The following is a 13,605-nucleotide window of genomic DNA, read 5'->3' as shown; positions in this document are numbered from 1 at the left end:
GCTCAGACCAGCAGCGAGATAGCGGTGGGGGCGTCGGCGGCGGATTCGGCGAGATCCTCGAACTCGTTGATCGCGTCGATTCCGGCAGCACCCATCGAGATGTTGGTGACGCGCTCCAGGATGACCTCAACGACCACCGGTACGCGGTACTCGAGCATGAGCGCACGCGCCTTCTCGAAGGCGGCCTGCAGGTCGTCGGCCTCGCGGACGCGGATCGCCTTGCAGCCCAGGCCTTCGGCAACCTTGATGTGGTCCACACCGTAGCCGTCCAGCTCGGGAGCGTTCACGTTCTCGAAGGCGAGCGACACGTGGTAATCCATCTCGAACCCGCGCTGTGCCTGGCGGATCAGGCCGAGGTAGGAGTTGTTCACCACCACGTGAATGTACGGCAACTGGAACTGCGCGCCGACCGCCAGCTCTTCGATCATGAACTGGAAGTCATAGTCACCGGAAAGTGCGACGACGGTCTCCCCCGGGCTTGCCTGCGCCACACCGAGCGCTGCGGGTCCGGTCCACCCCAGTGGTCCGGCCTGGCCACAGTTGATCCAGTTGCGTGCCTCGTACACGTGCAGGAACTGGGCGCCAGCGATCTGCGAGAGGCCGATGGTCGACACGTAGCGGGTGTCCCGGCCGAATGCCTGATTCATCTCCTGGTACACACGCTGCGGCTTCACGGGAACATTGGTGAAGTTGGTCTTGCGCTGCAGCAGCGACTTCCGCTGCGCACAGTCCTTCACCCAGGCGTTCCAGTCCGGCAGGCCCTGCTGTTCCTTGCGTTCGCGCGCGAGACCAACCAGCCCGCTCAGGGCGGCACCGGCGTCGGACACGATGCCGAAGTCCGGCGCGAACACGCGGCCGATCTGCGTGGGCTCGATGTCGATGTGCACGAACGTGCGGCCCTTGGTGTAGACGTCGAGCGCGCCGGTGTGGCGGTTGGCCCAGCGGTTGCCGATGCCGATCACGAAGTCGGACTCGAGCATGGTCGCGTTGCCGTAGCGGTGCGAGGTCTGCAGGCCAACCATGCCGGCCATCAGCTCGTGGTCATCGGGGATGGTGCCCCAGCCCATGAGGGTAGGAATGACGGGGATGTTCAGCAGTTCGGCCAGTTCCACCAACTGCTCGGACGCGTTGGCGTTGATGATGCCGCCGCCGGCCACGATCAGCGGGCGCTCGGCCTTCGAGAGCATGTCCAGGGCCTTCTCCAGCTGCTTGCGCGTGGCTGCGGGCTTGTGGACCTGGAGGGGCTCATAGGCGTCCGGGTCGAACTCGATCTCGGTCTGCTGGACGTCGATCGGCAGGTCGATCAGCACGGGACCGGGACGGCCGGTGCGCATCTCGTAGAACGCCTTCTGGAACGTGCCCGGAACCTGGCCGGCTTCCATCACGGTGACGGCCATCTTGGTCACCGGCTTGGCGATCGAGGCGATATCAACCGCCTGGAAGTCTTCCTTCTGCAGCTTCGCCACCGGCGCCTGGCCGGTGATGCACAGGATCGGGATCGAGTCAGCCCACGCCGAGTAGAGACCGGTGATCATGTCGGTGCCGGCGGGGCCGGACGTGCCGATACAGATGCCGATGTTGCCGGCCTTGGCCCGGGTGAAGCCCTCCGCCATGTGCGAAGCGCCCTCAACGTGGCGGGCGAGGACGTGGTGGATGCCGCCGTGGGCGCGCATCGCGGAATAGAAGGGGTTGATTGCGGCACCCGGCAGGCCGAACGCCGTCGTGGCGCCCTCCTTTTCCAGGATCGCAACGGCTGCGTCAACAGCGCGCATCTTAGGCATGGTGTGTGTCCTTAAGGTTCTATTCATCGAGTTGGCAGGACACACCCTGTTTGGGCGTGCCTTCACGGCGTGTCCTGCCAAGTCGATGGGAACGGAAGTATGTTTATTTGCCGGACAGCTGGTTGATCAGCTTGAAGAGGCCGGAGTGGTCCAGGCCGCCGTCGCCCGTGTTGACGAGCGAGGCAACCAGCTGCGCGACGACGGCACCCAGTGGGGTGGCAACGCCGGCTTCGCGGGCGGCTGAGGTGACAATGCCCATGTCCTTGTGGTGCAGGGCGAGGCGGAAGCCGGGGTCGAAATTGCGGTCGAGCATCTTCTGGCCCTTCTGGTCGAGCACCTTGGAGCCTGCGAGGCCTCCGCCGAGGACCTTCAGTGCGGCGTCGGTATCTACGCCGTAGGCTTCAAGGAAGGCGATCGCTTCAGCGAGGACGCCGATGTTGACGGCGACGATCAGCTGGTTCGCGGCCTTCACGGTCTGGCCGGAGCCGGCGGGTCCAACGTGGACCACGGTCTTGCCGACGACGTTGAGGATTTCCTCCGCCGCAGCGAAGTCGGTTGCCTCGCCGCCGACCATGATGGATAGAACGCCGTCGATGGCGCCCTGCTCGCCGCCGGAGACGGGCGCATCCAGTGCGCGTAGGCCTGCTTCCCTGGCTTCCCCGGCCAGTTCAGCGGCGACGTCGGGGCGGATGCTGCTCGCGTCAATCCACAGGGTGCCCTTCTTCGCGTTGGCGAAGACGCCGTCTTCGCCCGTTACTGCGCCACGGACGTCCGGGGAGTCCGGCACCATGGTGATGACGACGTCGGCTTCCTTCACGGCGTCGGCGATGCTGGTTGCGCCGTGGCCGCCTTCGGCGATGAGCTTGTCAATGGCGTCCTGGCTGAGGTTGAAGCCGGTGACGTGGTGGCCGGCGTTGACGAGGTTCTTGGACATGGGCAGGCCCATGATTCCGAGTCCGATAACTGCAATGTTGGTCATTGTGCTTGTCCTTTGTGTCTGTGTGTCATCGAATCAGCAGAAACGGCTAGTTGTTTCGGTTTTTATAGTCATTTCTGCTGACTCGATGGAGATGATGGGTTAGCGGGTGGCGTGCTGGCGGATGGCCCAGTTGAAGGCCGTTTCCGCGGGCTCCTTGTACTCGAGCCCGATGTGGCCCTCGTAACCGAGTTCGCGGCTGCGGGCAATCCATTCGCCGAGCGGTAGCTCCGCGCTTCCGGGTGCTCCGCGGCCCGGTGCGTCTGCGATCTGGATGTGGCCGAAGTCCTTGGCATGGTTTTCGATGACCTGGCCGACGTCGTCGCCGTTCACCGCGAGGTGGTAAAAATCGGCGAGGAGCTTGATATTGCTCCTACCCGTCTTCGCGATGACATCGAGTGCGTCCTGTGCACTCTTCAGCGGGTAACGGTCCGCGCCGCTGACGGGCTCGAGGAGAACAGTGCCGCCGATCTTCGCTACTGCGTCAGCGGCGAAGGCCAGATTCTCGACGGCGACGGCGTCCTGCTCCTCCGGCGTCGCGTTATCCACGCGGTTGCCGTAGAGGGCGTTGAACGCCTTGCAGCCCAGACGCTCACCGATTCCGACGACGACGGGAACGTTCGCACGGAACTCCGCCTGGCGTTCGGGCCAGGAGACCAGGCCGCGATCGCCGCCGGGCATGTCGCCGGCGTTGAAGTTGAGCCCGGTGAGCTGGACGCCGGCGCCGGTGATGGCGCTCTCGAATTCGTTGAGTTCCTGCTCGGTCGGCGTGGAGGTGCTGAACGGCCACCAGAACTCGACGGCGTCGAAGCCGGCCTTCTTCGCAGCGGCCGGGCGCTCGAGCAACGGCAACTCGGTCAGGAGGATGGAGCAGTTCACGGTGTACGTCATCGTCAAGTCCCTTTGATTTCGTATTGTGGAAGTAAAATTCTGTCTAATGAAATAGTAGGGGTTTCTCAGGAGTTACGTCAACCGCCTTGAGAGGGCGGTTGGCGTCCTGAACACAGAAACTGCCCGGACCTTCAGGACTGCCGGTTCGAACCGGCGCATCTGAACGTACGGGCAGTTTCTATAAGGGACAGCCAGATCGGCGATGAGCGGCGGTCAGGCCGCGATCCGCTGCTCCGCCCTGCTAAGCGCGGACAGGATCCGCTCCTTGAGCCGTGACTCGTCGAAGAGGTCTTTCCACTCGATGCGGATGAACATCCAGCCGTCCTCCATCAGCGCTTTCTCACGCCGCCGTTCCTGGAAGATCACCTCGTCGGTTGCTGCGTAGTCGAAGTACTTGGTCTTACCGTCGAACTCCAGTGCGAGTTTGATTCCCTCCCATGCAAAGTCCAACCGGTGGGTGCCCTGACAGGAGTGAACGTGCAACTGCTGAACCGGCATGGGCATACGCATGACGCGAAGGAAGTTGAGGGTGAGGGTTTCGCCAGGCGATTCCGAAAGCCCGCTGGCATGCTCCATCACGGCCCTCGCCCTGTGCACGCCCTTGCACCCAGCGAGCCTGTCGATAGTTTCACCAATTCTCACCCGGTCAGCACCCATCCATAGTGCATTCTCAGCAATAACCAGCGCCTGCTTTAACGGCAGTATCCGAGCGCAGTCCACAACTGTGCGCTCCAGCGAGGTAACTTGCAGCTCCGCCTGGCGTGTCACTTCGAAAGGCTCCAATGAGGCCTTATGGCTGCGCACATCCGGAGCATGACTGGTTGCCGAGACGTTCGACAGCTGCGTGAGGTGAATGAGGGAATCGACATCCCACAGATACAGCTTATGAGCGCGGGCGGCGGAGGTGTGACTATAGGTTGCCGCTCCCCCGCCGGGTGCAACGGTGGCCAGTTTGTGAGCGTAAATCATCTGGAACGCTTGGGCTTTCGGCGACATTGCTCTCCAGAACTGTGCGTGCATGTAACAGCCCCTGCGCAACCGAACCAACTGCTTCGATCTCACGAGCGCCTGAATGTTCAGAGTTGTCAGGCCGCGGTCCTTCAGTGTCCCGGTGAGCCACAGAGCGTTCTTATCTGTGAGCCAATCTGGCGAGTTCATTCCTCAAGGATGTGCCGATGTCGACCGTTCACGGGTGGCATTACTGCGTTATGTGGATAACTCGCCTGGCATCCGTGTTCACAGAAACTGCCCGTACGTTCAGAACCGCCGGTTCCAACCGGCAGGCCTGAACCTTCGGGCCGTTTCCTCGCGGGCCGCACTGGAGGACGGAAGGCTCATCGGCGCGATAGCCTTAATGGGAGAGGGGAACGATGCACCAGGCGAGCAACAGGAACGACGAACCAACCGCCATGATCGAGTGGCCGCGGCCCTTGAGCGCCGAGGCCCTCAAAGCCATCAAGGTCGTGCTCATTGGCGGGCTCGTGATTACCGCAGTGATTCAGATTGTGCCGTTCCAGCTGCTCGGCGGACTGGCGAACAACTTCTTCACCATCCTGCTGGTCCTGTCCTGGATCGGTCCCGCCCGGCGCTACTTCCGCCGTCGTAGTGAGGAAAAGGGCGCTGCACCCGAGGAGGGCTGAAGCGCCGCTAGTTCAACGAACCAAACGGACAATTTCGACGGAAGTCCCAACGATGTTGTGCATGGCCGCGGCGCCGTCCGGGACGAACCCATTGCGTTCATAGAAGGCTCGCGCCCTCGGGTTGTCCGCAGCCATCCACAGATAGGCGGGGGCTGTTCCAATACCTGCGTTCAGCAGGTGCTGGCCAACTCCGGTGCCGTAATGCTCCGCCACAACGTAAATCCCTTCCACCTCGGTGGGCCTCGGACCGTCATCGTCGCGGCCGTCTCCGACAGCGATCCAGCCGACGATTTCGCTCTCGACCCTGGCGGTCCAAATTTTCGTCCGATCATCGTTGATGATGTCCACCCAGCGCTTCGCTCTCTGACCGACGTCGAGGGCGGCAAGCTCGTCGACCGAGGCCAGATGCGCGTAGGCTTCCTGCCACGACCGGACATGAACCCGCGCGATTCCGCAAGCATCGGTAACAGCTGCGCTACGGATTTCCACATCTGTCATGGTCACAACCTAACTGCTAGCCCGCCAGGGAATCGCCCAGGAGGGTTCGCGCGTGAAGGATGCGTACGCCGTCGCGCGTGCTGCTGATCAGCCCGGCTTCCCGGAGCGCCCCTAGGTGATGTGAAGCTGTCGAAACGGCGAGCGAGCAGAGGTTGGCGGTCTCCGATGTCGAGCGCGGACCGGTCAGACACAGTAGAACGCGCGCTCTCCCCTCTCCCATGAGCGCCGACAACGCTCTCTCGGCCGACGTATTCGCTTGATGCCAGGTGTTGGCCAACGCCTGCACCGGATAGAAAAGTGTGGGCTGTACCGGCTTTTCGGTGAGGACCGAGCACCAGGGGCTGGCGAACACACTGGGAACAAGGAGCAGCCCGCTGCCTTCGCAGGGCACGAACTCCGTCCAGCTGTGCATGCGTACGCGGACGCTGTCGCCGTGCCAGCTGACGCGCTCGTGCAGGGAGGCGATCATCGCCGTCGTGCCCTGTTCGGCAATACTCCGCGAGCGCTGGGCGATGTCCGCGAGGAGGATGCGCCGAAGTTGTTCCCAGTGCGGCGCGATGAGCGCAGCCCACAGTTCCTCCCAGGCGTCACAGATACGGCTCAGTGACCGGACCGGTTCCCGGATCATGGCGGATACGCGTTGGTGCCGTTCGCCGGTGGCGAGTCTGAGCACTTTTGCCAGGTGGGTCTGCACGGTATCCGGCTGTATGAAGCGCATGTGCGCGATTTCTTCTTCGGGTGTGGTGTCGCCGGAGATTGGGCCGGTCAGGAAGTCGGGGAAGTAGCCTGACGGCGCGACGAGCAGCCTCATCAGGTTGAACGCTTCCGCGGGCACTGCATCCCTGACTGTTCTCAGCCATCCCCATTGGAGCGGCCTGCTGCCCGCCGACTGCAACGTACGAACGGCGTGCGCGAGCTCGTGGCCCGGTGAGAGTCCGAAGCGCAGCAGTCCAATGTCGTCCGCGCCGAGACTGAAGGTCACGATGTTTCGATCCACATCGAAAGAGTAGCGGGTCCGTTCAGAGCGTCCGAGACTATTCATCACAACGACGACGGCGCCACCGACGAAAGGCAGTCAGACAATGGAAACGACGCACACCATTCCGGCGGAAGCGCTCCGGATGCCGGAAAGTTCGACACTGCGGTTCGAGGGGTCCGACTTCGGCTCCGGCGTCTCCTTCTTCCTCGTGGACGCCGAGCCCGGGAAGGGACCGGATCTGCACCGCCACCCCTACAGCGAAACCTGGGTGGTGCTGGGTGGAGAGGCAACGTTCGAGGTCGGCGGAACCACGTTCACCGCGGTCGAGGGTGACACCGCGGTGGTGCCCGCTGACGTCTGGCACGGGTTCAAGAACACCGGCGCGTCGCGGCTGAAGATCATGTGCATTCACGCATCGCCGACGATGATTCAGGAATGGTTAAACCAGTAAGGAGAACACCATGTCATTTCAGGCATACCTCGATGCGATCGAGGACAAGACGGGCCGAACACCTCGTGAGCTCGTGGAGCAGGCGAAGGAACACGGTTTCGATGATCCAGCGGTGAAGGCCGGCGTGATCGTGGAATGGCTCAGGGAGGACTACGGGTTGGGGCGCGGGCACGCGATGGCGCTGGTGCATGTGGTCAAGAAGGGCCCTACGATCAGCGAGAAGCATGTCGGCTCCGATGGTGCCCACCGCGACGAGTCCGCCGAGCTGTGGCTCGATGGGAAGCAGAACCGGCCCTAGCGTTACGTACTCCTCCGGTCTCAGACGTTCAATACGCGTATTGGCGAGCCCTCGATGAACGCCTTCATGTCCTCGACAGCCTCCCTGAAGTAGGTGCCCAGGTTCTCAGCGGTGACGTATCCCAGATGTGGCGTAAGGAGCGAGCGGGGCGCACTACGCATGGGATCATCCGCAGGTAGGGGCTCCACATCGAAAACATCGATGCCCGCACCCGCAATCCTCCCGTCGCACAATGCTGAATGGAGCGCTTCCTGATCGACGATTGCCGAGCGCGACGTGTTGATCAGGAGCGCAGATGGTCGCATCGCGGCAAGTTCACTCGCTCCGATAAGTCCGTTCGTCCTCCCACTGAGTTTCAAGTGGATGCTGACGACGTCGCTGCCTGAAAGCAACCCATTCAGGGAGTCGGCGCGTCGGGCGCCTACTTCCTCGCATCGCTCATCAGTGAGGTTCGCGCTCCATGCGAGAATATCCATTCCGAACGCCTGCCCAACCTTCGCTACCGCCGATCCGATCCTGCCAAGTCCGATCACCCCGAGCGTCCGCCCGTGCAAATCTGAGCCAACTGTCGTCTGCCAACCTCCCCGGCGCATCGAAGCGTCCTCGGCGACCAGGTTCCTGGCAAGACCGAGAATGAGCGCCCATGTCAGTTCGACTGGCGGGGTCTGGCTGCTGGCAGTGCCGCTCACAACCACCCCGAACTCGCGGGCAGCAGCCATGTCGATTGCTGAGTTGCGCATTCCCGTGGCCACGAGAAGCTGCAGGCACGGCAATCGCTCGAGCACGCGACGCGGGAACTCAATACGTTCCCGCAACGTCACCACGATCGCAGCGTCAGCGATGAGCCCTACCAGTTCGTCCTCGGATGTGCGATGTTCAGCAACGCTTGAGACGTCGACCATTTCCTCGATGGACGACCAGTCCGCACTCGCAAGGGCGACGCCCTGAAAGTCGTCGAGCACAACACAGCGCAGCCGGTCCGTCATTTTTCCTCCTTGTGCAGGCCAATCAACAGCCACCACGCTATATCCGAATGCGCTCGCGGCTGGACTAGGTTGGGAGGATGCACCTGGACCGTCTCAGCGAGCTCCTCGATGAAGTATCCGTGACCTATGCCGAGAAGAACGGCATCGACCGAACGCCGGATTGGTTCACCCTCAAGCTTCAGGAAGAGCTCGGCGAATTGACCCAGGCTTATCTCATGCAGCGGGGTCAGGCGCGGAGCAAAGGCTTGTCCGCTGCAGAGCTGCGGTCCAGTATGACGGACGAGGTCGCCGACGTTTTCGCTCACGTGCTCCTCCTTGCCAGGCATCACGACATCGACGTGATCGAGGCTGTGGAGAAGAAGTGGCTCAGCTACCATCCGTCCCGTTCCCCGCGGTGGGCACGCGGCGACACCATCACCTGGTCCTACCGCAATCCTGATTTCCCGGACCTGATCGATTGCCGGCCGGTCACGGTGGTCGACGACGGCGACAAGGGGCTGGTCCTTTGGCTCGCGCCGCGGACGCGGATGCTTCATCACGTGCTGGCCGACGGCTCTGAGATCAGGTCCGCTGAGGGCTCCGACCGTTTCACGTTTCCTCAAGCTCAGGCCATGCGAACGTGGATTGGCGGCGGGATACTGGTGGCTATCCAGCCGGACACCATGTACTCGGTCTGGTGCTTTGAATCGCAACCCGGCGTGCGGGACAACTACTACGTCAACATCGAGGAGCCATTTGTCCGAACCCCGGAGGGGATTGTGAGCACTGATCTGGTCCTCGACGTCGTCGTTTCCCCGGACCGGAGCTGGAGGTTCAAGGACGAGGACGAACTCGCCTTCGCCCACGAAGCCGGGGTGTTCGACGACGCCGCCCACGCCCGCATCCGACACGCGGGCGAAGAAGCTGTTGCCGCCGTCGAACGCTGGGACTATCCGTTCAACGCAGGCTTCGAACATTTCGAACCAGATTCGTCCTGGCCCATCCCCGAGCTTCCATCCGACGCGACGTGGCAGTACGAGACGTGATTCAACGTGCCACTCATTAACCCGTACCTTCCGCCCGGCTCGCTGAATCGCGGGTCACAGCCCATTCTCGCTCTCGGTGTGCTGACCCTGCGGCCTTGGGCGGACAACGACGCCGGCGTCGTTGTGAGTGCCTACACCGACCCGGACATTGCCCTCTTCAACCGACGGTCAATTGCCACGGAGGCGGAAGCGCTCGAGTGGATAGGCGGCTGGCCACGGCGCTGGCAGCGGGAGAACGGCGCCAGTTGGGCAGTGTGCGACGGCGAAGGGGCCGTCGTCGGGCGTGTTGCCCTGAGCCTGCTCGACCTCTTCGAAGGTGACGGTGAATTGGGATACTGGGTCCTGCCCGCGGCGCGCGGGCAAGGTGTGGCGCCGGTTGCGGTTGCGGCGCTGAAGAGGTGGGCGTTCGACGTCGTTGGTTTGAAGCGCCTTCAGCTCACCCACTCGACCCAGAATCCCGCGTCCTGCCGTGTTGCTGAGAAGACGGGTTTCATGCTGGAAGGGACCAAGCGGAGTGCGATGAGGCACGACGACGGCTGGCACCACATGCACCTGCACGCCGCAATCAATGAGTAGCGCGTGGGAGGATGCGCTCGACTTTGTGCGCGGTACGGTCTCGGGCCCTCCACTCGATCCTTCACTCGCGGTGACGCTGCATTTCCACCCCGACCGTCTGGTCGGTGACACTTCCCTCCTTGAGCGGCTGGCATCGGATCCGGTGTACCGCTCGCAGTTCGAAACGGGCACCACCAACGGCGGCCTGACCGCCTATCCCGGCGGTGACAGGTGGCACTGGGAGGACCGGATGTTCGGCGGCGTTTATAACTCGGCTCCCGCTGCGGAGCGGCCGAAGTACGGGTCGCTGAACTATCGGCGTCGTTCGATTGGGGGTTCAGCGCGGTTCGGATCTTCGCACTTCCGGCTGGCGCAGAGTGAGCTGGGACGAACGACCTTCTGTTACCCGGACAGCAGCACGCTCCCCTCCCATTTCGGAACGGCCGAGCACATGCCGCTGATTCGACTGGCGGAACAGGGAACGTTCGACGTGCTGGATGATCACATCGAAGCTCACGTTCACGGCCCGCTCAGATTGGGTGAGCACCTCGAATCGCTCGTGCTCGATCCGTCGTATCGGGGCACGCCCGTGGAAGACGCGGCCCATACATTACCCATTCGCCTCACCTGGCACGAGGGATTCCGGTTGCACGTGGATGAGCTGCAGCAGCACGCCGAGTACCGCGGGGCCGAAGTGGTTGCGGCCGGGCTGAGCATCGCCGTCGATGGCTGGCTGGACCCTCGCATCATCGGCGAGGCAGTAAAGCAGCAGCGCTTTGACGGGCAGACACTCAAACGCGTCTGGCACTGCGTGGCGCGGTTCGGGTACCGCTGGGGTGAATAGCTTCCTGCCGCGGCTCCGGCGGGTATTGCTCCCTTTTGGAAAGTGCATGCAGAGAGCACTTCGCCCTCAACGCAGGCGATGAGTGCAGTGCAGGCGTTTCCTGGAAGTGACCACCGCGTAGGGCAACGGTGCCAAGCGAAGTCGGAGCCAGCAGAACGGTCACTCCCAGCGACGCGCGCCCGCCCCGCCTCGTCCCAGCTCGTCAGCAGGGTTCTGCAACGTGCACGACTTCAGGCTCAGACAACCGCACCCGATGCAGCCGTCCAGATCCCGCCGCAGATGCTCCAGGGCGGTAATCCGCGCATCGAGCTCCGAACGCCACAGACTCGAAAGCCGCGACCAATCCCGCTTGGTTGGCGTTCGCCCCTCCGGCAGCGAGTCCAACGCCCCACGAATGTCCCGCAACGGAATTCCAACCCGCTGCGACACCCGGATGAAAGCCACCCGCCGCAGCACATCCCTGCGGTACCGCCGCTGATTTCCCGACGTCCGCTCCGAAGAGATCAACCCGCTGCGCTCGTAGAAATGAAGGGCCGACGGCGACACCCCACTCCGCGCCGACAACTCGCCGATACTCAACACAGAATGAGGCATCGATCACCTTCGGTTGGAACTGATTGACCTCAACCATAGTTGAGGTTCTACGGTTACGTCCATGACAACAAGCCCTACCGCCGGCCCGCCCGGAACCGCCGGAATCCCCGGCATCCTCCACCCGACCTACCGGTGGGTCACCATCGGGACCTTCGCGCTCGTCTTCCTCGGTGCGTTCGAATCCCTCGCCGTCACAACAGTCATGCCGCTGGTGAGCCGCGAACTCGACGGCGCCGCCCTCTACGCCCTGGCGTTCGCCGGACCACTCGCAACCGGCGTGATCGGCATGGTCGCGGCAGGCAACTGGTCCGACCGGCGAGGACCCAACACACCGCTATACGCGTCCGTCGCCGCATTCGTGGTCGGGCTACTGATCGCGGGAACCGCCGTCAGCATGCCCGCCCTCGTTGCGGGCAGACTGATCCAGGGCCTGGGCGGAGGCGCCATGACCGTAGCGCTCTACGTTGTTGTGGCCCGTGTGTACCCGGGCGCGCTGCACGCGAAAATCTTCGCCGGCTTCGCCGCTGCGTGGGTCCTGCCGTCCCTGGTCGGCCCGTTCATCGCCGGGCTGGTGGCCGAACTCGTCAGCTGGCACTGGGTATTCCTCGGCGTCGTCTTCCTGGTGGTCCCGGCATTGGCGATGCTCTTCCCGGCCATGCGCGGCCTACGCTCCGTACCCGAATCACCCGTCCCGTGGAACCTCGGCAGGCTGGCATGGGCCGCGCTGGCAGCCATCGCAGTCCTCGGTCTGAATCTCTCGGCCGAGGTTCCCACCGCAGCCGGGGTACTCGCCGTCGTCGCACTCGCGGTTGCCCTCTTCGCCGTCCGGCCGCTGGTACCGCGTGGCACGCTCAGCGCGCGGCGGGGCCTGCCGAGCGTCATCCTCGCCCGGGGTCTCGCGTCCGCCGCGTTCTTCGGTGCCGAGGTCTACCTGCCGTACCTGTTCATCGAACGGTACGAGTTCCCACCGGCACTCGCCGGACTCACCCTGACTCTCGGCGCACTCGCCTGGGCCGGCGCCTCCGCCGTTCAGGGACGCATGGGAGACCGACTGCACAATGCATTCGCCGTACGAACGGGTTCTGCCCTGGTGCTCGCGGCCACACTGCTCGCCCTGATGACCGTGGTACTGGACTGGCCGGCCGCCGTCGCAATCGCGGGGTGGATCTTCGCCGGCGCCGGCATGGGCCTGATGTACCCGCGGCTAAGCGTCATGATGCTCGCACTGTCCACGCCGCAGACCGAAGGATTCAACAGCTCGGCGCTGTCCATCTCCGATTCCCTCGGCGGAGCACTCGCGCTCGCCACCACCGGGATTGTGTTCACGGCGCTTACGACGGCGGGAGCCTCCTTCGCGGGCGTCTTCGCCCTGACTGTGGTCATCGCGGCGGTTGCCGTAGCAGTTGCACCCCGCGTTCTGAAGGCGCAGCCCGCGGACGAGCCCGTTGTCGAAGGAGCGGCAGTATGAAAGCGGTTCAGCAACTTATCTACGGCGGACCGGAGCAACTGCGGTTCGACCACAGCGCCGGTCAGTCGAGCGACGACGACGACGCCCGCCCTGGCTCCCCCAGCGTCTGGACGATGAACGTCTCCTCGTACCTGCAGCCGCTGGGTACCTCCTCGAGCAGCTCGACGTTGCGCTCACTGGATGCAAATCCCCCGCCGAACGCCACCTGCACGCCGAACGAAAACTCGTAATCACCGGATTGGACCACGAGCTCATCGCCGGCCCCGAAGGAACTGCCACGGGGGAAGAGCAGGCCCACCTCGTACCCTTCCGCCGAGCGTCCCGTGACGCAGGAGGCGTCATTGAGGAACAGTTCGCCCTCGAAGAGCGCCTGCATCACGGCGTCACTCGGTCCGGTGCGCGAGACCACGAGTAACTCTCCGTTCGGCCCCGGCTCAGTGCCGGGTTCAGGCTGCGATATCCACCCGCAACCCGCCGTCAGCAAGATGACTGCAACAAGAACCGCAACCCATTCCATCTGAACAGACCGTCTCGACATGGGTACAGCGTAGCCCCGCACAGAAGCCACGGAACCGTTGACTCGACGCCCAGCGGGTGGCATCGAACCCACGTCGAATGC

General features: G+C 63.5%; 16 protein-coding genes. 7 read left to right on the top strand and 9 right to left on the bottom strand.

Going from position 1 to position 13,605, the window contains the following annotated elements; all coding sequences use genetic code 11:
• Nucleotides 1–2: 2 nt before the first annotated feature.
• From gcl to ACX80C_RS12080, 4 genes are all read right to left on the bottom strand, one after another.
• On the bottom strand, nucleotides 3–1,781 hold the full coding sequence (gcl, locus tag ACX80C_RS12095) for a glyoxylate carboligase (protein WP_459326725.1): 1,779 nt from the start codon (nucleotides 1,779–1,781) through the stop codon (nucleotides 3–5).
• A gap of 103 nt (nucleotides 1,782–1,884) precedes the next feature.
• Nucleotides 1,885–2,760 carry a 2-hydroxy-3-oxopropionate reductase gene (locus tag ACX80C_RS12090; RefSeq protein WP_459326724.1) on the bottom strand — a complete coding sequence of 292 codons (876 nt, stop codon included), beginning with the start codon at nucleotides 2,758–2,760 and terminating at the stop codon, nucleotides 1,885–1,887.
• A gap of 99 nt (nucleotides 2,761–2,859) precedes the next feature.
• A complete protein-coding gene (locus tag ACX80C_RS12085) occupies nucleotides 2,860–3,648 on the bottom strand; it encodes a hydroxypyruvate isomerase family protein (protein WP_459326723.1) in 789 nt (262 codons plus the stop codon).
• 213 nt (nucleotides 3,649–3,861) lie between these two features.
• Nucleotides 3,862–4,806, bottom strand: a complete 945-nt coding sequence (locus ACX80C_RS12080; protein ID WP_459326722.1) for a type IV toxin-antitoxin system AbiEi family antitoxin domain-containing protein — start codon at nucleotides 4,804–4,806, stop codon at nucleotides 3,862–3,864.
• Between the two features lie 212 nt (nucleotides 4,807–5,018).
• Between ACX80C_RS12080 and ACX80C_RS12075 the strand changes: the two genes are divergently transcribed.
• A complete protein-coding gene (locus ACX80C_RS12075) occupies nucleotides 5,019–5,288 on the top strand; it encodes a hypothetical protein (protein ID WP_459326721.1) in 270 nt (89 codons plus the stop codon).
• A gap of 12 nt (nucleotides 5,289–5,300) precedes the next feature.
• On the opposite strand, the gene ACX80C_RS12070 is transcribed toward ACX80C_RS12075, so the two are convergent.
• Nucleotides 5,301–5,786: a GNAT family N-acetyltransferase gene (locus ACX80C_RS12070; RefSeq protein WP_459326720.1), complete on the bottom strand. Its 486-nt coding sequence runs from the start codon at nucleotides 5,784–5,786 to the stop codon at nucleotides 5,301–5,303.
• A 16-nt stretch (nucleotides 5,787–5,802) separates the two neighbouring features.
• A complete protein-coding gene (locus ACX80C_RS12065) occupies nucleotides 5,803–6,783 on the bottom strand; it encodes an ArsR/SmtB family transcription factor (RefSeq protein ID WP_459326719.1) in 981 nt (326 codons plus the stop codon).
• A gap of 85 nt (nucleotides 6,784–6,868) precedes the next feature.
• Between ACX80C_RS12065 and ACX80C_RS12060 the strand changes: the two genes are divergently transcribed.
• Both ACX80C_RS12060 and ACX80C_RS12055 read left to right on the top strand, forming a co-directional pair.
• The gene (locus ACX80C_RS12060; protein WP_459326718.1) at nucleotides 6,869–7,216 is read left to right on the top strand and encodes a cupin domain-containing protein; all 348 of its coding nucleotides are present in this window, start codon (nucleotides 6,869–6,871) and stop codon (nucleotides 7,214–7,216) included.
• A 10-nt stretch (nucleotides 7,217–7,226) separates the two neighbouring features.
• On the top strand, nucleotides 7,227–7,514 hold the full coding sequence (locus tag ACX80C_RS12055; RefSeq protein WP_459326717.1) for a DUF4287 domain-containing protein: 288 nt from the start codon (nucleotides 7,227–7,229) through the stop codon (nucleotides 7,512–7,514).
• 20 nt (nucleotides 7,515–7,534) lie between these two features.
• On the opposite strand, the gene ACX80C_RS12050 is transcribed toward ACX80C_RS12055, so the two are convergent.
• Complete coding sequence (locus ACX80C_RS12050) at nucleotides 7,535–8,500, bottom strand: D-2-hydroxyacid dehydrogenase family protein (RefSeq protein ID WP_459326716.1); 966 nt, start codon at nucleotides 8,498–8,500, stop codon at nucleotides 7,535–7,537.
• A gap of 77 nt (nucleotides 8,501–8,577) precedes the next feature.
• Here ACX80C_RS12050 and ACX80C_RS12045 point away from each other — a divergent pair, with 77 nt between their 5' ends.
• From ACX80C_RS12045 to ACX80C_RS12035, 3 genes are read left to right on the top strand one after another with little or no spacing between them, the layout of a single operon-like run.
• A complete protein-coding gene (locus tag ACX80C_RS12045) occupies nucleotides 8,578–9,525 on the top strand; it encodes a DUF402 domain-containing protein (RefSeq protein WP_459326715.1) in 948 nt (315 codons plus the stop codon).
• Between the two features lie 6 nt (nucleotides 9,526–9,531).
• Nucleotides 9,532–10,101 (top strand): GNAT family N-acetyltransferase, encoded by a 570-nt coding sequence (locus ACX80C_RS12040; RefSeq protein WP_459326714.1) that lies wholly within the window; start codon nucleotides 9,532–9,534, stop codon nucleotides 10,099–10,101.
• Nucleotides 10,094–10,924, top strand: coding sequence for a DUF3626 domain-containing protein (locus tag ACX80C_RS12035; protein WP_459326713.1), 831 nt, complete (start codon nucleotides 10,094–10,096; stop codon nucleotides 10,922–10,924). Before ACX80C_RS12040 ends, ACX80C_RS12035 begins: the two co-directional genes overlap by 8 nt.
• A gap of 159 nt (nucleotides 10,925–11,083) precedes the next feature.
• On the opposite strand, the gene soxR is transcribed toward ACX80C_RS12035, so the two are convergent.
• On the bottom strand, nucleotides 11,084–11,518 hold the full coding sequence (soxR, locus tag ACX80C_RS12030; protein ID WP_459326712.1) for a redox-sensitive transcriptional activator SoxR: 435 nt from the start codon (nucleotides 11,516–11,518) through the stop codon (nucleotides 11,084–11,086).
• Between the two features lie 61 nt (nucleotides 11,519–11,579).
• Here soxR and ACX80C_RS12025 point away from each other — a divergent pair, with 61 nt between their 5' ends.
• Nucleotides 11,580–12,986, top strand: coding sequence for an MFS transporter (locus ACX80C_RS12025; protein ID WP_459326711.1), 1,407 nt, complete (start codon nucleotides 11,580–11,582; stop codon nucleotides 12,984–12,986).
• A 61-nt stretch (nucleotides 12,987–13,047) separates the two neighbouring features.
• On the opposite strand, the gene ACX80C_RS12020 is transcribed toward ACX80C_RS12025, so the two are convergent.
• Nucleotides 13,048–13,524, bottom strand: a complete 477-nt coding sequence (locus tag ACX80C_RS12020) for a hypothetical protein (RefSeq protein ID WP_459326710.1) — start codon at nucleotides 13,522–13,524, stop codon at nucleotides 13,048–13,050.
• Nucleotides 13,525–13,605 lie beyond the last annotated feature (81 nt).

It is taken from the genome of Arthrobacter tecti (assembly GCF_054511355.1).
Note: the sequence above shows the minus strand (reverse complement) of the source record. Positions and strands in the feature narration are given on the sequence as shown.

Excerpts from the sequence above, each read along its gene's own strand:
- gcl (WP_459326725.1), bottom strand. The coding sequence starts at position 1,781 with ATGCCTAAGATGCGCGCTGTTGACGCAGCCGTTGCGATCCTGGAAAAG.
- ACX80C_RS12020 (WP_459326710.1), bottom strand. The coding sequence starts at position 13,524 with ATGTCGAGACGGTCTGTTCAGATGGAATGGGTTGCGGTTCTTGTTGCA.
- ACX80C_RS12025 (WP_459326711.1), top strand. The coding sequence starts at position 11,580 with ATGACAACAAGCCCTACCGCCGGCCCGCCCGGAACCGCCGGAATCCCC.
- ACX80C_RS12045 (WP_459326715.1), top strand. The coding sequence starts at position 8,578 with ATGCACCTGGACCGTCTCAGCGAGCTCCTCGATGAAGTATCCGTGACC.
- ACX80C_RS12070 (WP_459326720.1), bottom strand. The coding sequence starts at position 5,786 with ATGACAGATGTGGAAATCCGTAGCGCAGCTGTTACCGATGCTTGCGGA.
- soxR (WP_459326712.1), bottom strand. The coding sequence starts at position 11,518 with ATGCCTCATTCTGTGTTGAGTATCGGCGAGTTGTCGGCGCGGAGTGGG.
- ACX80C_RS12080 (WP_459326722.1), bottom strand. The coding sequence starts at position 4,806 with ATGAACTCGCCAGATTGGCTCACAGATAAGAACGCTCTGTGGCTCACC.
- ACX80C_RS12055 (WP_459326717.1), top strand. The coding sequence starts at position 7,227 with ATGTCATTTCAGGCATACCTCGATGCGATCGAGGACAAGACGGGCCGA.
- ACX80C_RS12035 (WP_459326713.1), top strand. The coding sequence starts at position 10,094 with ATGAGTAGCGCGTGGGAGGATGCGCTCGACTTTGTGCGCGGTACGGTC.
- ACX80C_RS12050 (WP_459326716.1), bottom strand. The coding sequence starts at position 8,500 with ATGACGGACCGGCTGCGCTGTGTTGTGCTCGACGACTTTCAGGGCGTC.
- ACX80C_RS12075 (WP_459326721.1), top strand. The coding sequence starts at position 5,019 with ATGCACCAGGCGAGCAACAGGAACGACGAACCAACCGCCATGATCGAG.
- ACX80C_RS12085 (WP_459326723.1), bottom strand. The coding sequence starts at position 3,648 with ATGACGTACACCGTGAACTGCTCCATCCTCCTGACCGAGTTGCCGTTG.
- ACX80C_RS12060 (WP_459326718.1), top strand. The coding sequence starts at position 6,869 with ATGGAAACGACGCACACCATTCCGGCGGAAGCGCTCCGGATGCCGGAA.
- ACX80C_RS12090 (WP_459326724.1), bottom strand. The coding sequence starts at position 2,760 with ATGACCAACATTGCAGTTATCGGACTCGGAATCATGGGCCTGCCCATG.